15 protein-coding genes are annotated in these 15,472 nt (G+C 61.6%); 11 read left to right on the top strand and 4 right to left on the bottom strand.

The window, feature by feature from the left end; all coding sequences use genetic code 11:
* The first annotated feature begins 61 nt into the window (after positions 1 to 61).
* The 4 genes from LRS56_02630 (at position 62) to LRS56_02645 (ending at position 4,323) form a co-directional block, all read left to right on the top strand.
* Positions 62 to 775: a GntR family transcriptional regulator gene (locus LRS56_02630; GenBank protein WDU63475.1), complete on the top strand. Its 714-nt coding sequence runs from the start codon at positions 62 to 64 to the stop codon at positions 773 to 775.
* Entirely contained in the window at positions 772 to 1,773 is a 1,002-nt protein-coding gene (locus LRS56_02635) for an ADP-ribosylglycohydrolase family protein (protein ID WDU63476.1), read from the top strand. Before LRS56_02630 ends, LRS56_02635 begins: the two co-directional genes overlap by 4 nt.
* A 173-nt stretch (positions 1,774 to 1,946) precedes the next feature.
* Positions 1,947 to 3,413: a cytosine permease gene (locus LRS56_02640; protein WDU63477.1), complete on the top strand. Its 1,467-nt coding sequence runs from the start codon at positions 1,947 to 1,949 to the stop codon at positions 3,411 to 3,413.
* Positions 3,406 to 4,323 carry a PfkB family carbohydrate kinase gene (locus LRS56_02645; GenBank protein WDU63478.1) on the top strand — a complete coding sequence of 306 codons (918 nt, stop codon included), beginning with the start codon at positions 3,406 to 3,408 and terminating at the stop codon, positions 4,321 to 4,323. Before LRS56_02640 ends, LRS56_02645 begins: the two co-directional genes overlap by 8 nt.
* Positions 4,324 to 4,459: 136 nt before the next feature.
* Here LRS56_02645 and LRS56_02650 read toward each other — a convergent pair whose 3' ends face one another.
* Positions 4,460 to 4,732, bottom strand: coding sequence for a hypothetical protein (locus LRS56_02650; GenBank protein WDU63479.1), 273 nt, complete (start codon positions 4,730 to 4,732; stop codon positions 4,460 to 4,462).
* 51 nt (positions 4,733 to 4,783) lie between these two features.
* A complete protein-coding gene (locus tag LRS56_02655; GenBank protein WDU63480.1) occupies positions 4,784 to 5,116 on the bottom strand; it encodes a hypothetical protein in 333 nt (110 codons plus the stop codon).
* Positions 5,117 to 5,307: 191 nt separating this feature from the next.
* Between LRS56_02655 and LRS56_02660 the strand changes: the two genes are divergently transcribed.
* From LRS56_02660 to LRS56_02685, 6 genes are all read left to right on the top strand, one after another.
* Positions 5,308 to 5,787 (top strand): GNAT family N-acetyltransferase, encoded by a 480-nt coding sequence (locus LRS56_02660; protein WDU63481.1) that lies wholly within the window; start codon positions 5,308 to 5,310, stop codon positions 5,785 to 5,787.
* 225 nt (positions 5,788 to 6,012) lie between these two features.
* The gene (locus LRS56_02665) at positions 6,013 to 6,834 is read left to right on the top strand and encodes an SDR family oxidoreductase (protein WDU63482.1); all 822 of its coding nucleotides are present in this window, start codon (positions 6,013 to 6,015) and stop codon (positions 6,832 to 6,834) included.
* 29 nt (positions 6,835 to 6,863) lie between these two features.
* On the top strand, positions 6,864 to 7,844 hold the full coding sequence (locus LRS56_02670; protein WDU63483.1) for a substrate-binding domain-containing protein: 981 nt from the start codon (positions 6,864 to 6,866) through the stop codon (positions 7,842 to 7,844).
* A complete protein-coding gene (gene araG / locus LRS56_02675; GenBank protein WDU63484.1) occupies positions 7,841 to 9,340 on the top strand; it encodes an L-arabinose ABC transporter ATP-binding protein AraG in 1,500 nt (499 codons plus the stop codon). Before LRS56_02670 ends, araG begins: the two co-directional genes overlap by 4 nt.
* Positions 9,341 to 9,359: 19 nt before the next feature.
* Positions 9,360 to 10,325 carry an L-arabinose ABC transporter permease AraH gene (gene araH / locus LRS56_02680; protein ID WDU63485.1) on the top strand — a complete coding sequence of 322 codons (966 nt, stop codon included), beginning with the start codon at positions 9,360 to 9,362 and terminating at the stop codon, positions 10,323 to 10,325.
* A gap of 190 nt (positions 10,326 to 10,515) precedes the next feature.
* Positions 10,516 to 11,319, top strand: coding sequence for an IclR family transcriptional regulator (locus LRS56_02685; GenBank protein ID WDU63486.1), 804 nt, complete (start codon positions 10,516 to 10,518; stop codon positions 11,317 to 11,319).
* On the opposite strand, the gene LRS56_02690 is transcribed toward LRS56_02685, so the two are convergent.
* Positions 11,320 to 12,372, bottom strand: coding sequence for an NAD(P)-dependent alcohol dehydrogenase (locus tag LRS56_02690; protein WDU63487.1), 1,053 nt, complete (start codon positions 12,370 to 12,372; stop codon positions 11,320 to 11,322). It abuts the gene before it with no gap.
* A 222-nt stretch (positions 12,373 to 12,594) separates the two neighbouring features.
* On the opposite strand from LRS56_02690, the gene LRS56_02695 reads away from it, so the two are divergent.
* A complete protein-coding gene (locus tag LRS56_02695; protein ID WDU63488.1) occupies positions 12,595 to 13,485 on the top strand; it encodes an AraC family transcriptional regulator in 891 nt (296 codons plus the stop codon).
* 104 nt (positions 13,486 to 13,589) lie between these two features.
* Here LRS56_02695 and LRS56_02700 read toward each other — a convergent pair whose 3' ends face one another.
* On the bottom strand, positions 13,590 to 15,254 hold the full coding sequence (locus LRS56_02700; protein WDU63489.1) for an electron transfer flavoprotein-ubiquinone oxidoreductase: 1,665 nt from the start codon (positions 15,252 to 15,254) through the stop codon (positions 13,590 to 13,592).
* Between the last annotated feature and the right edge of the window lie 218 nt (positions 15,255 to 15,472).

Genomic DNA, 15,472 nt, shown 5'->3' on the forward strand with positions numbered 1-15,472 from the left:
TTTTATCTCCCTGAAATAATTCGCTTGCTGTCATCAGGCGCTTTCGGTTATCAATTTGTACATGATTAGACATGTTCGATTTGATAAGAAAAAACGCGTCGTCGACGAGCTCATCCGCCGTATCGAGGGGGGAGTGATGGCCGACGGTTTCCTGCTGCCGGGCGAGCATCAATTGGCCGAAGAGTTTGCGGTCAGCCGAGGCACCTTGCGCGAAGCCCTTGCCGAGCTTAAACGCCGCAATTACATCGCCACCCAGAGCGGCGTTGGCTCCATCGTCACGTTTGACGGCATGGTGCTCGACCAACGCAGCGGCTGGGCCCAGGCCCTGGCCGATACCGGCGCACTGGTGATCACCGATATCCTGCGCCTGGAAGCCGTGACCCGCCCCGACTTGCTCAGCCGCTTCGGCAGCGACCAATTCATTGCCCTCGACCGCCGCCGGCGCACCACCGACGGCACGGCCGTGTCGCTGGAGCGCTCGCTGATGCCCGCCTCCGGTGGCTTGGAAAGCTTGCCGCGCGTCGGCCTGATCGACGATTCCCTGACTATTACCCTGGCCGCCTATGGCTACGTGGGCGCCGAAGGTGACCAGTGGATCGGCGCCGAGCCCTTGAGCGATGAAGACGCCGAGCTGCTCGGTCGCCCGGCCGGCACTGTGTTTCTCAAAGCCTCGCGCACCACCTTCGACCGCCGCGAACGCTTTATGGAGTACGTCGAAAGCTTGCTCGACCCTCTGCACTTTCGCCTGCACCTCCCGTTTGGAACTTCGAAATGACTCTGCAAAATCGCGCACTCGGTGCCTTCTACGGCTTGGCGTTGGGCGATGCCCTGGGCATGCCCACCCAGTCCTTGAGCCGTGAGCAAGTCCGGGTGCGCTTCGGCGCCATTACCGCCCTGGAAGATGCCGACGGCGACCAGCCGATCGCGCCGAACATGCCGGCCGGTTCCATCACTGACGATACCGAGCAGGCAATCCTGGTGGGTGAGCTGCTGGTGGAAGGCCAGGGCAAGATCGAGCCGACCGTACTCGCCCAACGCCTGATCGACTGGGAAGCGGTGATGCGCGCCAAGGGCTCCCAGGATTTGCTCGGCCCGTCCACCAAACGTGCAATCGACATGATCCTCGCCGGCCACACCCCGGAAGAATCCGGGCGCTACGGCACCACCAATGGCGCGGCCATGCGCATCACGCCGGTGGGGATTGCGGCCGATGTCAGCGACCCTGCTGGGTTTATCCAGGCAGTGATCCAGGCGTGTCAGGTGACTCATAACACCTCGTTGGGTATCTCCAGCGCGGCAGCGGTGGCGGCGGTGGTGTCGGCCGGCATCAACGGCGTGGACTTGGGGGAAGCGCTCAACATCGGTACGCAGATCGCTCAGCAAGCGGAAAGCCATGGCCATTGGATTGCCGGTGGACGCATTTCCACACGCATCAGTTGGGCGCGGACCTTAAGTGTCGGCAGCGGCGACAAAGCGCTGTTTGCCGACCTGCTGTACGAATTGATCGGCACCTCCGTCGCCTCCCAGGAGTCGGTGGTGGTGTCGTTTGCCCTCGCCCAGCAAGTGGCGGTGGGCGCATTGAGTGCCTTTGAAGCCGTGTGCCTGGCCGCCAGCCTCGGCGGCGATACCGACACCATCGCCGCGATCCTCGGCGCCATGTTGGGCGCGTGTCTGGGGATGCAGTGCTGGCCTGAGGCGATGATCGAACAGGTCAAAACCGTGAATCACCTTGATTTGCAGCCACTGGTTCAAGGGCTGCTTGAATTGCGCTGAGCACCACAGATCAAGAGTGTGGGAGCTGGCTGCCTGCGATGGCGGTGTAGCAGTCACTACACCGCCATCGCAGGCAAGCCAGCTCCTACACCGACCGCATTGAGTCAGGACGACCGGTTAAAGCTTTGACTATCTGCCACAACCACAACAATACAGGCATCAGGAGCACCCCCATGAGCAGCACTTCTTCCGGCCAAAGCGCTGGGCAATTGGAAACACGCGGTATCGAGCCGGTCCCTGAAAGCGAGTGCAACGGCCATCCGCTGCAACTGTTCTGGGTGTGGTTCGCGGCCAATATCAGCATCCTCGGCTTGCCGCTGGGCGCGACCTTGGTGGCGTTTCGTGGCCTGGCCATCTGGCAGGCGGTCATCGTGGCGATCCTCGGCGCCGCCGGTTCCTTTGCGGTGGTGGGCATCATCTCGATTGCCGGTCGTCGTGGGCGGGCACCCAGCCTGACGCTGTCCCGTGCCATCTTCGGCGTGCGCGGCAATATCGGGCCGACCCTGGTGTCGCTGATGTCGCGCCTGGGCTGGGAAACCGTCAATACCACCACCGCCGCCTTCGTGCTGCTGTCGTTGTGTTCGATCCTGTTCGGCTCGCCGGTCGAGGCCAAAAGCGCACCGCTGCTGACCCTGATCTTCATCGCCATCTTCGTGCTGCTGACCCTGTCCGTTTCCGGCCTGGGCCACGCCACCTTGCTGGTGATCCAGAAGTGGGCGACTTATGTATTCGGCGCACTGAATATCCTGGTCGGCGGCTTCCTCTGCGCCACCATCGATTGGAGCGCGGTGTTCAACGCCACCCCGGCGCCGCTGAGCGCGATGATCATCGGCGTCGGCACCATGGCGGCCGGTACCGGTATTGGCTGGGCCAACGCCGGTGCAGATATGTCGCGCTACCAGCACCGCAGCGTCAAGGCCGTGCGCCTGGTGGCGTCTGCCGCATTTGGCGCGGGCATTCCGCTGGTGCTGCTGATCACCCTCGGCGGCCTGTTGTCGGTGGGCAACAACGACCTGGCCTCGGCCACGGACCCGATCATCGCGATCCGCGACATGCTGCCGACCTGGATGGCCGTGCCGTACCTGATCACCGCGTTTGGCGGGCTGCTGCTGTCCAATAACCTGTCGGTGTACTCGGCCGGTCTCACCACCTTGACCCTCGGGTTGAAGGTCAAGCGCGTACACGCGGTGATCGTCGATATCGTGGCGATCTTTGCCGGCTCTATCTACTTCATGCTGATCGCCGACAGTTTCTACGGCCCGTTCATTACCTTCATCTCGCTGCTGGCAGTGCCGATCACCGCGTGGGTCGGGATCTTCGTGGTCGACCTGATCCATCGTCACTACTACAGCCCCAAAGACTTGCTGGATGTGAGCCCAAGCAGCCTCTACTGGTATCGCGGCGGTGTGGAATGGCGTGCCTTCGGCGCGTGGGCCGTGGCCATCGTGCTGGGTTTCAGCTTCACCACCATCGGCACTACCGCCGAAAACATCTGGTTCGCCGGGCCTTTGTCCGACTCCTGGCTGGGCCACAACGGCCTGGGCTGGATCGTCACCTTCCTGGTAGCCGGCGGGATTTATGCGGTACTGGGCGGCGCGGCTGACCGTCGTCCGGCTTTAGTAGAGAGCCCCAATGTCTAGATTGCTGCACACCGGCCAGGTCATCATCGACCTGGTCATGGCCCTCGACACCTTGCCCGCGACCGGCGGCGACGTACTGGCGCACTCCGCCAGCTTCGAAGCCGGCGGAGGCTTCAACGTGATGGCCGCCGCGCGCCGCAATGGCTTGCCGGTGGTCTACCTGGGCCGTCACGGCCCCGGGCGCTTCGGTGACCTCGCCCGTGCGGCGATGCAGGCCGAGGGCGTTGAAATGGCCCTGGCGGCCAGCAGCGGCAAGGACACCGGTTTGTGCGTGTCGCTGACCGAAGCCACCACTGAGCGCACCTTCATCTCCCATATCGGGGCCGAGGGTGAGCTGAGTGCCGAGGACTTGGCCAGTGTGCTGCCGCAGGCAGACGACTATGTGTATGTCAGCGGCTACAGCCTGCTGCTGGAGGGCAAGGCGCAGCCGCTGATCGACTGGCTGCTCGCGTTGCCCCGGGAGATCGTGGTGGTGTTCGACCCGGGCCCGTTGGTCAAGGCGCCGGACTCGGCCTTGATGCGTGCGTTATTGCCGCGCATTGACATCTGGACCAGCAATGGCCCCGAAGCCCTGGCGTTCACCGCTGCGGCGGACATTGGCGCCGCGCTGCCCGAGCTGAGCCGGCATCTGCCAGCCGAAACGCTGCTGGTGGTACGCGATGGGCCGAATGGCTGCTGGGTAGGGCGTGCGGATGAGATAGAGCATGTGCCCGGATTCAAGGTAAAGGCCGTGGACAGCAATGGCGCCGGGGATGCCCATGCGGGCGTGTTTATCGCCGGGTTGGCCAATGGCCTGACACCGGCTGCAGCGGCACGCCGAGCGAATGCGGCGGCTGCACTGGCGGTGACGCGCTGGGGCCCGGCAACCTCACCTGGCACCCCTGAAGTCGACGCATTGCTCGCCGAATAAACACCGGCCAAAAAATGTGGGAGCGGGCTTGCCCGCGAATGCGGTGGGTCAGTTCCAAATGGGCTGACTGACATTCCGCTATCGCGGGCAGGCCCGCTATCGCGGGCAGGCCCGCTCCCACATGAGTTTTGTCACGTCAGTTGGAACGAGAACCTTCACCTTCCAGCTTGCGCGCCTCATCCACACCGGAGGCGGTCAGTTTGATCGGCAGGTTCAACGAATATTCACCGGCGTCGTCGGTGGTCACATGCCCATCCTTGATAAGCCCGCGGTCTTGCAGAAACGCCAAGACACTGGCGACCTCCTTTTCACCGCGGTAGTTATCCAGCACCTCCTTGCCCAGGCCGTTCGGGTGGGCGTGCAGCAGGCGGGTGAGGACTTCTTTTTCAAGGTTTCTATCGACGTTCATGCGTACCTCTTCACTGGGAAATGATCGGGTGTTCGTTTGGCTATCGAGGCCTCAAGGCGCAGGCTGTTTTGGCGCGCCAGGCACGTTCGAGTCATCGCCCTTGTTGATGTTGGGCTGATTGATCGACGGACCCATCTTGCCGTTACCCACGGCAGCCGGTGCCTGGCGTTGGGTGTCGTTACCCTGGGTGCGGGGGTCGGCGCCCGGTTGGATAATCGCGCCGCCATTGGTGTCGAGTCCGGTGCCCATGGATTTCTGCGACTCGGTGGTGGCGTCAGGCGTCGGGTCGGTAGGCCCGGTGGTCGAGCTGGCGGCAAACGCGCTCAGCGACGCAGCAGACAACAGGCCGGTGAGGGCGAGGGCGGCAAACTTGGAATTCTTCATGGGGGTGTCTCCATATGATTAATGTCCTTACCCTCTATTGGTCAGCCCGGCCCACGCGTTCGTGCCTGGATGGCGACGAACGGTCTTGCGTCACCTGTAAGATTTTGTGTGCCGGTGACCACGAAATTGCGCTGCAACTCGTCATCAAACCGCTTTAGTATGTGGGCTTTGAAATTGCCCAAGGCGCACCCATGTCCATCGAGATTCGCCCCGCCGTGCCCAGCGATGCTGCGCAAATCCTGGCTTTTATCACCGAGCTTGCCGAGTACGAGAAAGCCCGGCATGAAGTGATCGCCAGTGTGGTGGATATCGAACGCAGCCTGTTCAGCGAGGGCGCCACTGCCCATGGCCTGATCTGTTCGCGGGACGGTTTGCCGATCGGTTTTGCCGTGTTCTTTTTCAGCTATTCCACCTGGCTCGGCAGCAACTGCCTGTACCTCGAAGACCTGTACATCAACCCGGAACAACGCGGTGGCGGCGCCGGCAAGAAGCTGTTGCGCCATTTGGCCAAGATCGCCTGCGACAACGGTTGCGGCCGCTTCGAGTGGAGTGTGCTGGACTGGAACGAGCCGGCGATTGCCTTCTACAAATCCATCGGCGCCCAGCCGCAGGAGGAATGGGTGCGCTATCGCATGGAAGGCGATGCGCTGCGCGACTTCGCCCTCGGCTAGCCAAACACGGTAGAGCAAATGTGGGAGCGGGCTTGCTCGCGAATGCGGTGTGTCAGTCAATAAATCATTGGCTGAATAACCGTATTCGCGAGCAAGCCCGCTCCCACATTTTTTTGTTTTTAGCTCAATATATGGGATGCAAATTTATATATTGAGATATTTCAAATGATGGGTTTATAGTCGGCTGCATCAGCACTCACTACCAAAAATAAAACAGGTGAAGCGATGCAGCCCCAACCGTTGGCATTACCCGCCGTGCCCGAGCCGACTTACGGCGAGCGGCTGAAAAACAAAGTGGTGATCATCACCGGCGCCGCCCAGGGCATTGGCGAGGCGATCGTCGCCTGCTTCCAGGCCCAGCAGGCACGCCTGGTGATCGCGGATATCCAGGCCGCAAAAGTCGAGAAAGTCGCCGCCCACTGGCGCGAACGCGGCGCCGAGATTGTCGCGCAAGGCTGCGACATCACTTCCAAGGATCAATGGCAGTCGCTGGTCAACCTGGCCATCGAGCGCTTCGGCCGGGTGGATGTGCTGGTCAACTGCGCCGGGGTGAATGTGTTCCGTGACCCGCTGGAGATGACCGACGAGGACTGGCGCCGCTGCTTCGCCATCGACCTCGACGGCGCCTGGTTCGGCTGCCGCACGGTGCTGCCGCACATGATCGAGCAAGGCATCGGCAACATCATCAATATCGCCTCCACCCATTCCAGCCACATCATCCCCGGTTGCTTCCCGTACCCGGTGGCCAAGCACGGCCTGCTCGGCCTCACCCGCGCCCTCGGTATCGAATACGCGCCCAAGGGCATCCGCGTGAATGCCATCGCCCCGGGCTATATCGAAACCCAGCTGAATGTCGATTACTGGAACGGTTTTCCCGACCCGCATGCCGAGCGCCAGCGTGCGTTCGACCTGCACCCGCCCAAACGCATCGGCCAGCCGGTCGAGGTGGCGATGACGGCACTGTTTCTGGCGACTGACGAGGCGCCCTTTATCAATGCAACCTGCCTGATGATCGATGGCGGGCGTTCTGTGATGTACCACGACTAAGATTTTTCGATAACAAGAAGAGGTGGTTCATGTTCAAGAAGACACTCGGCGCCCTGGCGCTCACGATGGCCTTCAGCGGGGTCGTCTCTGCCGAAGAAGTGAAGATCGGCTTCCTGGTCAAGCAAGCCGAAGAACCCTGGTTCCAGACCGAATGGGCCTTCGCCGAAAAAGCCGGCAAGGACCAGGGGTTCACCGTGATCAAGATCGCCGTGCCCGATGGTGAGAAAACCCTGTCGGCCATCGACACCCTGGCCGCCAACGGCGCCAAGGGTTTTGTGATCTGCCCGCCGGACGTGTCCCTGGGCCCGGCGATCATGGCCAAGGCCAAGCTCAATAACCTCAAGGTGTTGGCAGTGGACGACCGTTTCGTCGACGCCAAAGGCAAGCCTATGGAAGACGTGCCTTACGTCGGCCTGGACGCCTACAAAATCGGCCAGAAACAAGGCGAAGCCATGGCCACTGAAGCAAAAAAACGTGGCTGGGACTGGAAAGAAACCTACGCCGTGATCAACACCTTCGACGAGCTCGAAACCGGTAAAAAACGCACCGACGGCTCGGTCGCAGGGCTCAAGGCCGCCGGCCTGCCGGCTGACCATATCCTGTTCAGCGCACAGAAAACCCTCGACGTACCCGGCAGCATGGACGCCACCAACTCGGCCCTGGTGAAACTGCCGAGCGGCGCGAAAAACCTGCTGATCGGCGGCATGAACGACAGCACCGTACTGGGCGGCGTGCGCGCCACTGAAAGCGCCGGCTTCAAGGCGGCCAATGTGATCGGGGTGGGTATCAACGGCACCGACGCCATCGAGGAACTGAAAAAATCCGATACCGGCTTCTACGGCTCAATGCTGCTGAGCCCTGACGCGTCGGGCTATAAAACCGCCAGCGCGATGTTCGAGTGGGTCACCAAAGGCACTGAGCCGGCCAAGTTCACCGCCCTGGACAACGTCACCCTGATCACCCGCGCCAACTTCAAGGAAGAGTTGAGCAAAATCGGTCTGTGGAAATGAGCGGCGCGGCCCTGCGTTTCAACGGCATCGGCAAGGAGTTTCCCGGTGTAAAAGCCCTGGCGCAGATCAGCTTTGAAGCGCGGCCGCGTGAGGTGCACGCGCTGATGGGCGAGAACGGCGCCGGCAAGTCGACGCTGTTGAAAATCCTCGGTGGCGCCTACCTGCCGAGCAGCGGCACGTTGCAGATCGGCGCCCAGACCATGGACTTCAAATCCGCCGCCGACAGCATTGCCAGCGGCGTGGCGGTGATCCACCAGGAGTTGCACCTGGTGCCGGAAATGAGCGTGGCCGAGAACCTGTTTCTCGGGCATTTGCCGACGCGCTTCGGCGTGGTCAATCGCGGCCTGCTGCGCAAGCAGGCGCTGGCGTGCCTCAAGGGGCTCGCCGATGAAATCGACCCGGATGAGAAGCTTGGGCGCCTGTCCCTGGGCCAGCGCCAACTGGTGGAAATCGCCAAGGCACTGTCGCGTGGCGCGCATGTGATTGCCTTTGATGAGCCGACCAGCAGCTTGTCTGCACGGGAAATCGACCGGCTGATGGCGATCATCACGCGCCTTCGCGATGAGGGCAAAGTGGTGCTTTACGTGTCGCATCGCATGGAAGAAGTGTTCCGCATATGCAACGCCGTCACGGTGTTCAAGGACGGCCGCTACGTGCGCACCTTCGACGACATGAGCGCGCTGACCCACGACCAACTGGTGACCTGCATGGTCGGCCGCGATATCCAGGACATCTACGACTACCGCCCGCGTGAGCACGGCGAGGTCGCCCTCAAGGTCGAGGGTTTGCTGGGGCCTGGCTTGCGCGAGCCGGTCAGTTTTCAAGTGCGCAAGGGCGAGATTCTCGGGCTGTTCGGGTTGGTCGGCGCCGGGCGAACCGAGCTGTTTCGTTTGCTCAGCGGTTTGAATCGCAGCACCGCTGGAAGCCTTGAGCTATGCGGGCAAAAACTGCAGCTGCATTCACCCCGCGATGCTATCGCCGCCGGCGTGTTGCTGTGCCCGGAAGACCGCAAGAAAGAAGGGATCATCCCGCTGTCCAGCGTGGCCGAAAACATCAATATCAGCGCGCGTGGCGCCCATTCCACATTTGGCTGGCTGCTGCGTGACGGCTGGGAAAAGGGCAACGCCAACCAGCAGATCAAGGCGATGAAAGTCAAAACGCCGAATGCCGAACAGAAAATCATGTACCTGTCGGGCGGCAATCAGCAAAAGGCGATTTTGGGCCGCTGGCTGTCGATGCCGATGAAGGTGCTGCTGCTGGACGAACCGACCCGTGGCATCGATATCGGCGCCAAGTCGGAGATCTACCAGATCATCCATAACCTGGCGGCCAGCGGCATTGCGGTGATCGTGGTGTCCAGCGACCTGATGGAAGTGATGGGTATTTCCGACCGCATCCTGGTGATGAGCGAAGGCGCCCTGACCGGCGAACTGGACCGCGATCAAGCGGATGAAGCACGGCTGCTGCAACTGGCGCTCCCGCGTTCGCGGGCTTGAAGAACAAGAGGGTTTGGGTATGTCTCAGGTAAAAACTGCAAAGGGCTTCTGGCCGGGTTTCAACCAGCGCAAGTTCCTCGATGACTGGGTGATGCTGCTGGCAGCATTGAGCATCTTTGTGCTCAGCGCCGTGTTTATCGACAACTTCCTCTCGCCACTGAACATGCGCGGGCTGGGCCTGGCGATTTCCACGGTCGGCATCGCCGCCTGCACCATGTTGTTCTGCCTGGCGTCGGGGCACTTCGACTTGTCGGTGGGCTCGGTGATTGCCTGTGCCGGGGTGGTGGCGGGGATCGTGATTCGCGACACCGACAGCGTGGTGCTCGGCGTATCGGCGGCGTTGGCCATGGGCCTGGTGGTGGGGCTGATCAATGGCATCGTCATCGCCAAATTGCGCATCAACGCGCTGATCGCGACCTTGGCGACCATGCAGATCGTGCGCGGCCTGGCCTATATCTTTTCCAACGGCAAGGCCGTAGGGGTGATGGATGAGCGCTTCTTCGTGTTCGGCAACGGCCAACTGCTGGGCGTGCCGGTGCCGATCATCATCACCGTGCTGTGCTTTGTGTTCTTCGGCTGGTTGCTCAACTACACCACCTACGGGCGCAACACCATGGCCATCGGCGGTAACCAGGAGGCGGCGCTGTTGGCCGGGGTGAACGTTGATCGAACCAAGATCATCATCTTTGCCGTGCACGGCCTGATCGGCGCGCTGGCGGGGGTGATCCTTGCGTCACGCATGACCTCGGGCCAGCCGATGATTGGTCAGGGCTTCGAGCTCACGGTGATTTCGGCCTGTGTATTGGGTGGTGTGTCGCTGAGCGGCGGCATCGGCATGATCCGCCATGTGATTGCCGGGGTGCTGATTCTGGCGATCATCGAGAACGCGATGAACCTGAAGAACATCGACACCTTCTACCAGTACGTGATCCGGGGTTCGATCCTGTTGCTGGCGGTGATTATCGACCGTATGAAACAGCGATAAAAGCTCGGTCTAAACAACACAGAAAATCCAATGTGGGAGCGGGCTTGCTCGCGAATGCGGTCTGTCAAAAACAGGTGGGTTGACTGACACACCGCATTCGCGAGCAAGCCCGCTCCCACCTTAGGATCTGCGCTGTGCTGACCTTCGGTATTTGTCATAATGCCCCCGCTTTTACACTTATAGGCCCGATATGCAGGAAAACGCCCACACCCCCGTCAAAGACGCCGCGCCCACCGGCACCCAGACCCTGCTGCGTGGCCTGGGCGTGGTGCAGGCGGTGGCGGCTGGTGCACGCGACTTGAAAGAGATCGCCCGGCGCATCGGCACCACCCGCAGCACAACCCACCGCCTGGCCAGTTGCCTGGTGGAGGAGCGTTACCTGCGCGTGGTGCCGCAGGTCGGCTACCTGTTGGGCCCCAAGCTGATCGAGCTGGGCTTTCAGGCCCGCGAAGAGCTGCCATTGGTGACCCTGGCCATTCCGTATCTGGATGAGTTGTCGGCGCTGACCGGCGACACCATCCACCTGGCCATTCGCGAGTACGACGACGTGCTCTACCTGCACAAGAACCCCGGCCGTAACGGCCCGGAAATGCGCTCGCGGGTCGGCCACCGCATGCCGTTGGCGCGCACCGGTATCGGCAAGGCGTTACTGCTGGATGACACGGTGGAGGAGTGGCAACGCTTGTACGAAGTCAGCCAGCCGGTGGGTGGGAAAAACCTGCAATGGCCGCAGCACCCGGAACAATCCTGGGCGCAGTTCGAGCAGCGCATGCGTGAGTATGTGGTGGGAGGCTACGCCTTCGATCTGGAAGACAACGAACCGTCGATCCGCTGCGTGGCGGCACCGGTGCGCGATGCCAGCCGGCGAATCGTCGCCGGCATCAGCATCGCCAGTACCGTGCCCTACATGCCGCTGGAGAAGATGGCCGAGCTGATCCCTGTGATCAAACAGGTCGCAGCGCGGCTGTCAGCGGAGTTGGGTGCGAAGGGCTGATCAGACCTTCAAGGTCGCCATGTCGATGACAAAGCGGTACTTCACATCACCGGCGATCATGCGGGCGTAAGCCTCGTTGATCTGGCGGATGTCGAGCATTTCGATGTCGCAGGTGATGTCATGCTCGGCGCAGAAATCCAGGACTTCCTGGGTTTCGGCAATGCCGCCGATCAGCGACCCCGCCAGTACGCGGCGGCTCATCACCAGCTTGCCGGCGTGGACCGGTGGGTCCACCGGCTCGATCAGGCCGACCAGGATATGCACGCCGTCAAAGCGCAGCACGTCGAGGTAGGGGTTCAGATCGTGCTGTACCGGGATGGTATCCAGCAGGAAGTCGAAGCTGCCGGCGGCGGCTTTCATCTGCTCGGCGTCGGTGGACACGATCACGTGATCGGCGCCCTGGCGACGGCCTTCCTCGGCCTTGCTTGCAGAGCGGGTGAACAGGGTCACTTCCGCGCCCATGGCCTTGGCGAACTTGATGCCCATATGGCCCAGGCCGCCCATGCCCAGAATGCCGACTTTATCGCCAGCCTTGACGCCGTAGTGCTTGAGCGGCGAGTAGGTGGTGATGCCTGCGCACAGAATCGGCGCGGCGCTGGCCAGGTCGAGCTTGGCCGGGATCTTCACCACAAAGTGTTCGCTGACCACGATGCTGTCGGAGTAGCCGCCCATGGTGTTGCTGCCATCAACCCGGTCCGGGGTAGCGTAGGTCATGGTCGGGCCTTCGAGGCAGTATTGCTCCAGGTCCGATTTGCAGGCTTCGCAGTGACGGCACGAGTCGACCATGCAGCCCACGCCGACCAGGTCGCCGACTTTATGCGCGGTGACGCTGGCGCCGACTGCAGTGACTTTGCCGACGATCTCGTGGCCCGGCATCAGCGGGTACACGGCGATGCCCCACTCGTTGCGTGCCTGGTGGATATCGGAGTGGCACACGCCGCAGTACAGGATCTCGATCGCCACGTCATCGGCGCGAGGGCTGCGGCGTTCAAACGACATGGGGGCGAGGGGAGTGGTGGCCGACTGGGCGGCATAACCGATGGCGGTGTACATGGGGAAAACCTCGCAAAAGCAGTGACAGGTAAGGCGGGCCATTCTCCGCGCCACCCCCCGATGCGGCCATGGCGATTGCTCCGAACCTCATGCCTAAAGCTCCGGAGGCGCCGCTAAAAGCGTCAAGCCTTAAGCTGCACGCTGTAAACTGCACGCTCTCTTGCAGCTTGAGGCTTGAAGCTTGCGGATGTTCCGGTCTGAATACTTCTGAGAACTGCTTTTATGTTGTTGACCCGCCATCTCGACGCCAACGCCACGCTGGTGGCCTTGATAAAGGGGCTTACGCCCCGCGACGGTTTTTCCCCGACGAACCTGCCCGGCGTGCAGGTATTGCGCGCCAGCTGCGATGTGGCGCGTGGGCCGCAGATTTACGAGCCGAGCCTGATGATCGTCGCCCAGGGCAGCAAAGTCGCCTATCTGGGCCCGCGTACCCTGGAATATGGCGCCGGGCATTACCTGATCCAGGCGATGCCGGTGCCCTTCGAATGCGAGACCTTTGCCCTGCCGAATGCGCCGCTGTATGGCGTTACCGTCGGCATTGATCGCGTGGTGCTGGGCGAGTTGGTGATGGCCATGGGCATCCAGGCGGGCCCGCCGCCGGCCGCGCAGACCCTGGAGTCGATGAGTTCGGTGGTGCTGGATGATGCGATGCGCGGCTGCGTCGAGCGGCTGTTGCAGTGCCTGCACGATCCGCTGGAAAGCCGGATCATGGGCCCGGCGCGGGTGCGCGAATTATTGTTCACCGCGCTGCGCGGCCCGCAGGCCGATGTGTTGCGCGCCTTGGTGGAGCAACAGGGGCAGTTTTCGCGGATCGCCACGTCGTTGAATCACCTGCATGCGCATTACGCCGAACCGCTGAATATCGAAACCCTGGCGGGGTATGCGCACATGAGTGCGTCGACCTTTCATGAGCATTTCAAGCGCTGCACCTTGTTGTCGCCGGTGCAGTATCTGAAGCGTCTGCGGTTATTGAAGGCTCAGCAGTTGCTGTTGGTCGACGGCATGGGCGTGGCGCAGGCGGCGCACAGCGTGGGGTATCAGAGTACGTCGCAGTTCAGTCGGGAATATAAGCGCTACTTTTTGCGTAACCCGGGCGAAGAGCGGGCGGCCTGATGTAACACAGTCAATGTGGGAGCAGGCAAGCCAGCTCCCACATTTGATCGGTGCCGGGCATAAAAAAGGCCCCCGTCTGGGAGCCTTCTGGTCAAGCCAATGACTTACATATTCGGGTAAGTCGGCCCGCCCGCGCCTTCCGGCGTCACCCAGGTGATGTTCTGCGAAGGGTCCTTGATGTCACAGGTCTTGCAGTGCACGCAGTTCTGGGCGTTGATCTGGAAGCGCTTCTCACCATCTTCCTTGGTCACCACTTCATACACGCCGGCTGGGCAGTAGCGCTGCGCCGGTTCATCGTAGAGCGGCAGGTTGGTGCCGATCGGGATGCTCGCGTCCTTGAGCTTCAAGTGGCATGGCTGCTCTTCTTCGTGGTTGGTGCCGGAGATGAACACCGAGCTCAGCTTGTCGAAGCTCAGCTTGCCGTCGGGTTTTGGGTAGTTGATCTTCTTGCTGTCCTTGGCGAGCTTCAGGCAGGCGTAGTCCGGCTTGGTGTCGTGCAAGGTGAACGGCATTTTGCCGCCGAGGATGTTCTGGTCGAACCAGTTGAAGCCGGCACCGATGATCGGGCCGAACTTGTGCATCGCCGGGCCGAAGTTACGGCTGGCGAACAGTTCTTCGTAGAGCCAGCTTGACTTGAAGCTGTCGACGTAAGCGGTCAGTTCATCACCGCCTTCGGATTCCGCGAACAGGCGATCAGCTACCGCTTCAGCCGCGAGCATGCCGGACTTCATCGCCGTGTGGCTGCCTTTGATCTTGGCGAAGTTCAGGGTGCCGAGGTCGCAACCGATCAGCGCGCCGCCTTTGAAGACCATCTTCGGCAGCGAGTTCAGTCCGCCTTTGCAGATGGCCCGTGCGCCGTAGCTGATGCGCTTGCCGCCTTCCAGGTACTGGGCCAGCACCGGGTGATGCTTGAGGCGCTGGAACTCATCGAACGGCGACAGGAACGTGTTGCTGTAGGACAGATCGACGATCAGGCCGACGACCACCTGGTTGTTTTCCAAGTGATAGAGGAACGAGCCGCCGGTGTTCTCGGCGCTCATGATGTCCAGCGGCCAACCGGCGGTGTGCACCACCAGGCCAGGCTGATGTTTGGCCGGGTCGATTTCCCAGATTTCCTTCAGGCCGATGCCGTAGTGCTGGGCGTCGGCGTCGCTGTCCAGGTTGAAGCGCTGGATCAGTTGCTTGCCGATGTGACCACGGCAACCTTCGGCGAACAGCGTGTACTTGCCACGCAGTTCCATGCCCGGGGTGTACAGGCCGTCTTTCGGATTGCCTTCGCGGTCGACACCGAGGTCGCCGGTGACGATCCCGCGCACTACGCCGTTTTCATCGAACAACGCTTCCTGGGCGGCGAAGCCTGGGTAAATCTCCACGCCCAGGTTCTCGGCCTGCTGGGCGAGCCAGCGGCACAGGTTGCCCAGCGAGATGATGTAGTTGCCTTCGTTGTGCATAGTCTTGGGCACAAAGAAGTCAGGCACCTTGGTGGACGCCTCGGGGCTGCGCAGTACATAGATGTCATCGCGCACCACCGGGGTGTTGAGCGGGGCGCCGAGTTCCTTCCAGTCCGGGAACAGTTCGTTCAGGGCGCGGGGTTCAAACACGGCACCGGAAAGGATGTGAGCGCCGACTTCGGAGCCTTTCTCGACCACGCAGACGCTGATTTCCTTACCGGCTTCGGCGGCCTTCTGCTTCAATCGGCAGGCGGCGGACAGGCCCGCCGGGCCAGCGCCGACGATGACCACGTCGAATTCCATGTATTCGCGTTCCACAGGCTATCTCCTACTCAAGGCTCAACAGGCTTTTTTTCTAATGGGTGGAGGTTCGGTGTCGTCTTGCGGCAACGGCAAGACCCACCTTTCTCTCTAGGTGGCGCATTATATATAGACCACTGGCAGCGTCCAATACAAACGTTTGTTTGAATTGCCCGCAGGCTAGGTAAATCAAAGCAACGCGGCTTATGACTGACCATTTTGCCGTATTGACCAGA

The sequence above is a fragment of the Pseudomonas poae genome, from assembly GCA_028869255.1.
Classification (GTDB): domain Bacteria; phylum Pseudomonadota; class Gammaproteobacteria; order Pseudomonadales; family Pseudomonadaceae; genus Aquipseudomonas; species Aquipseudomonas poae_C.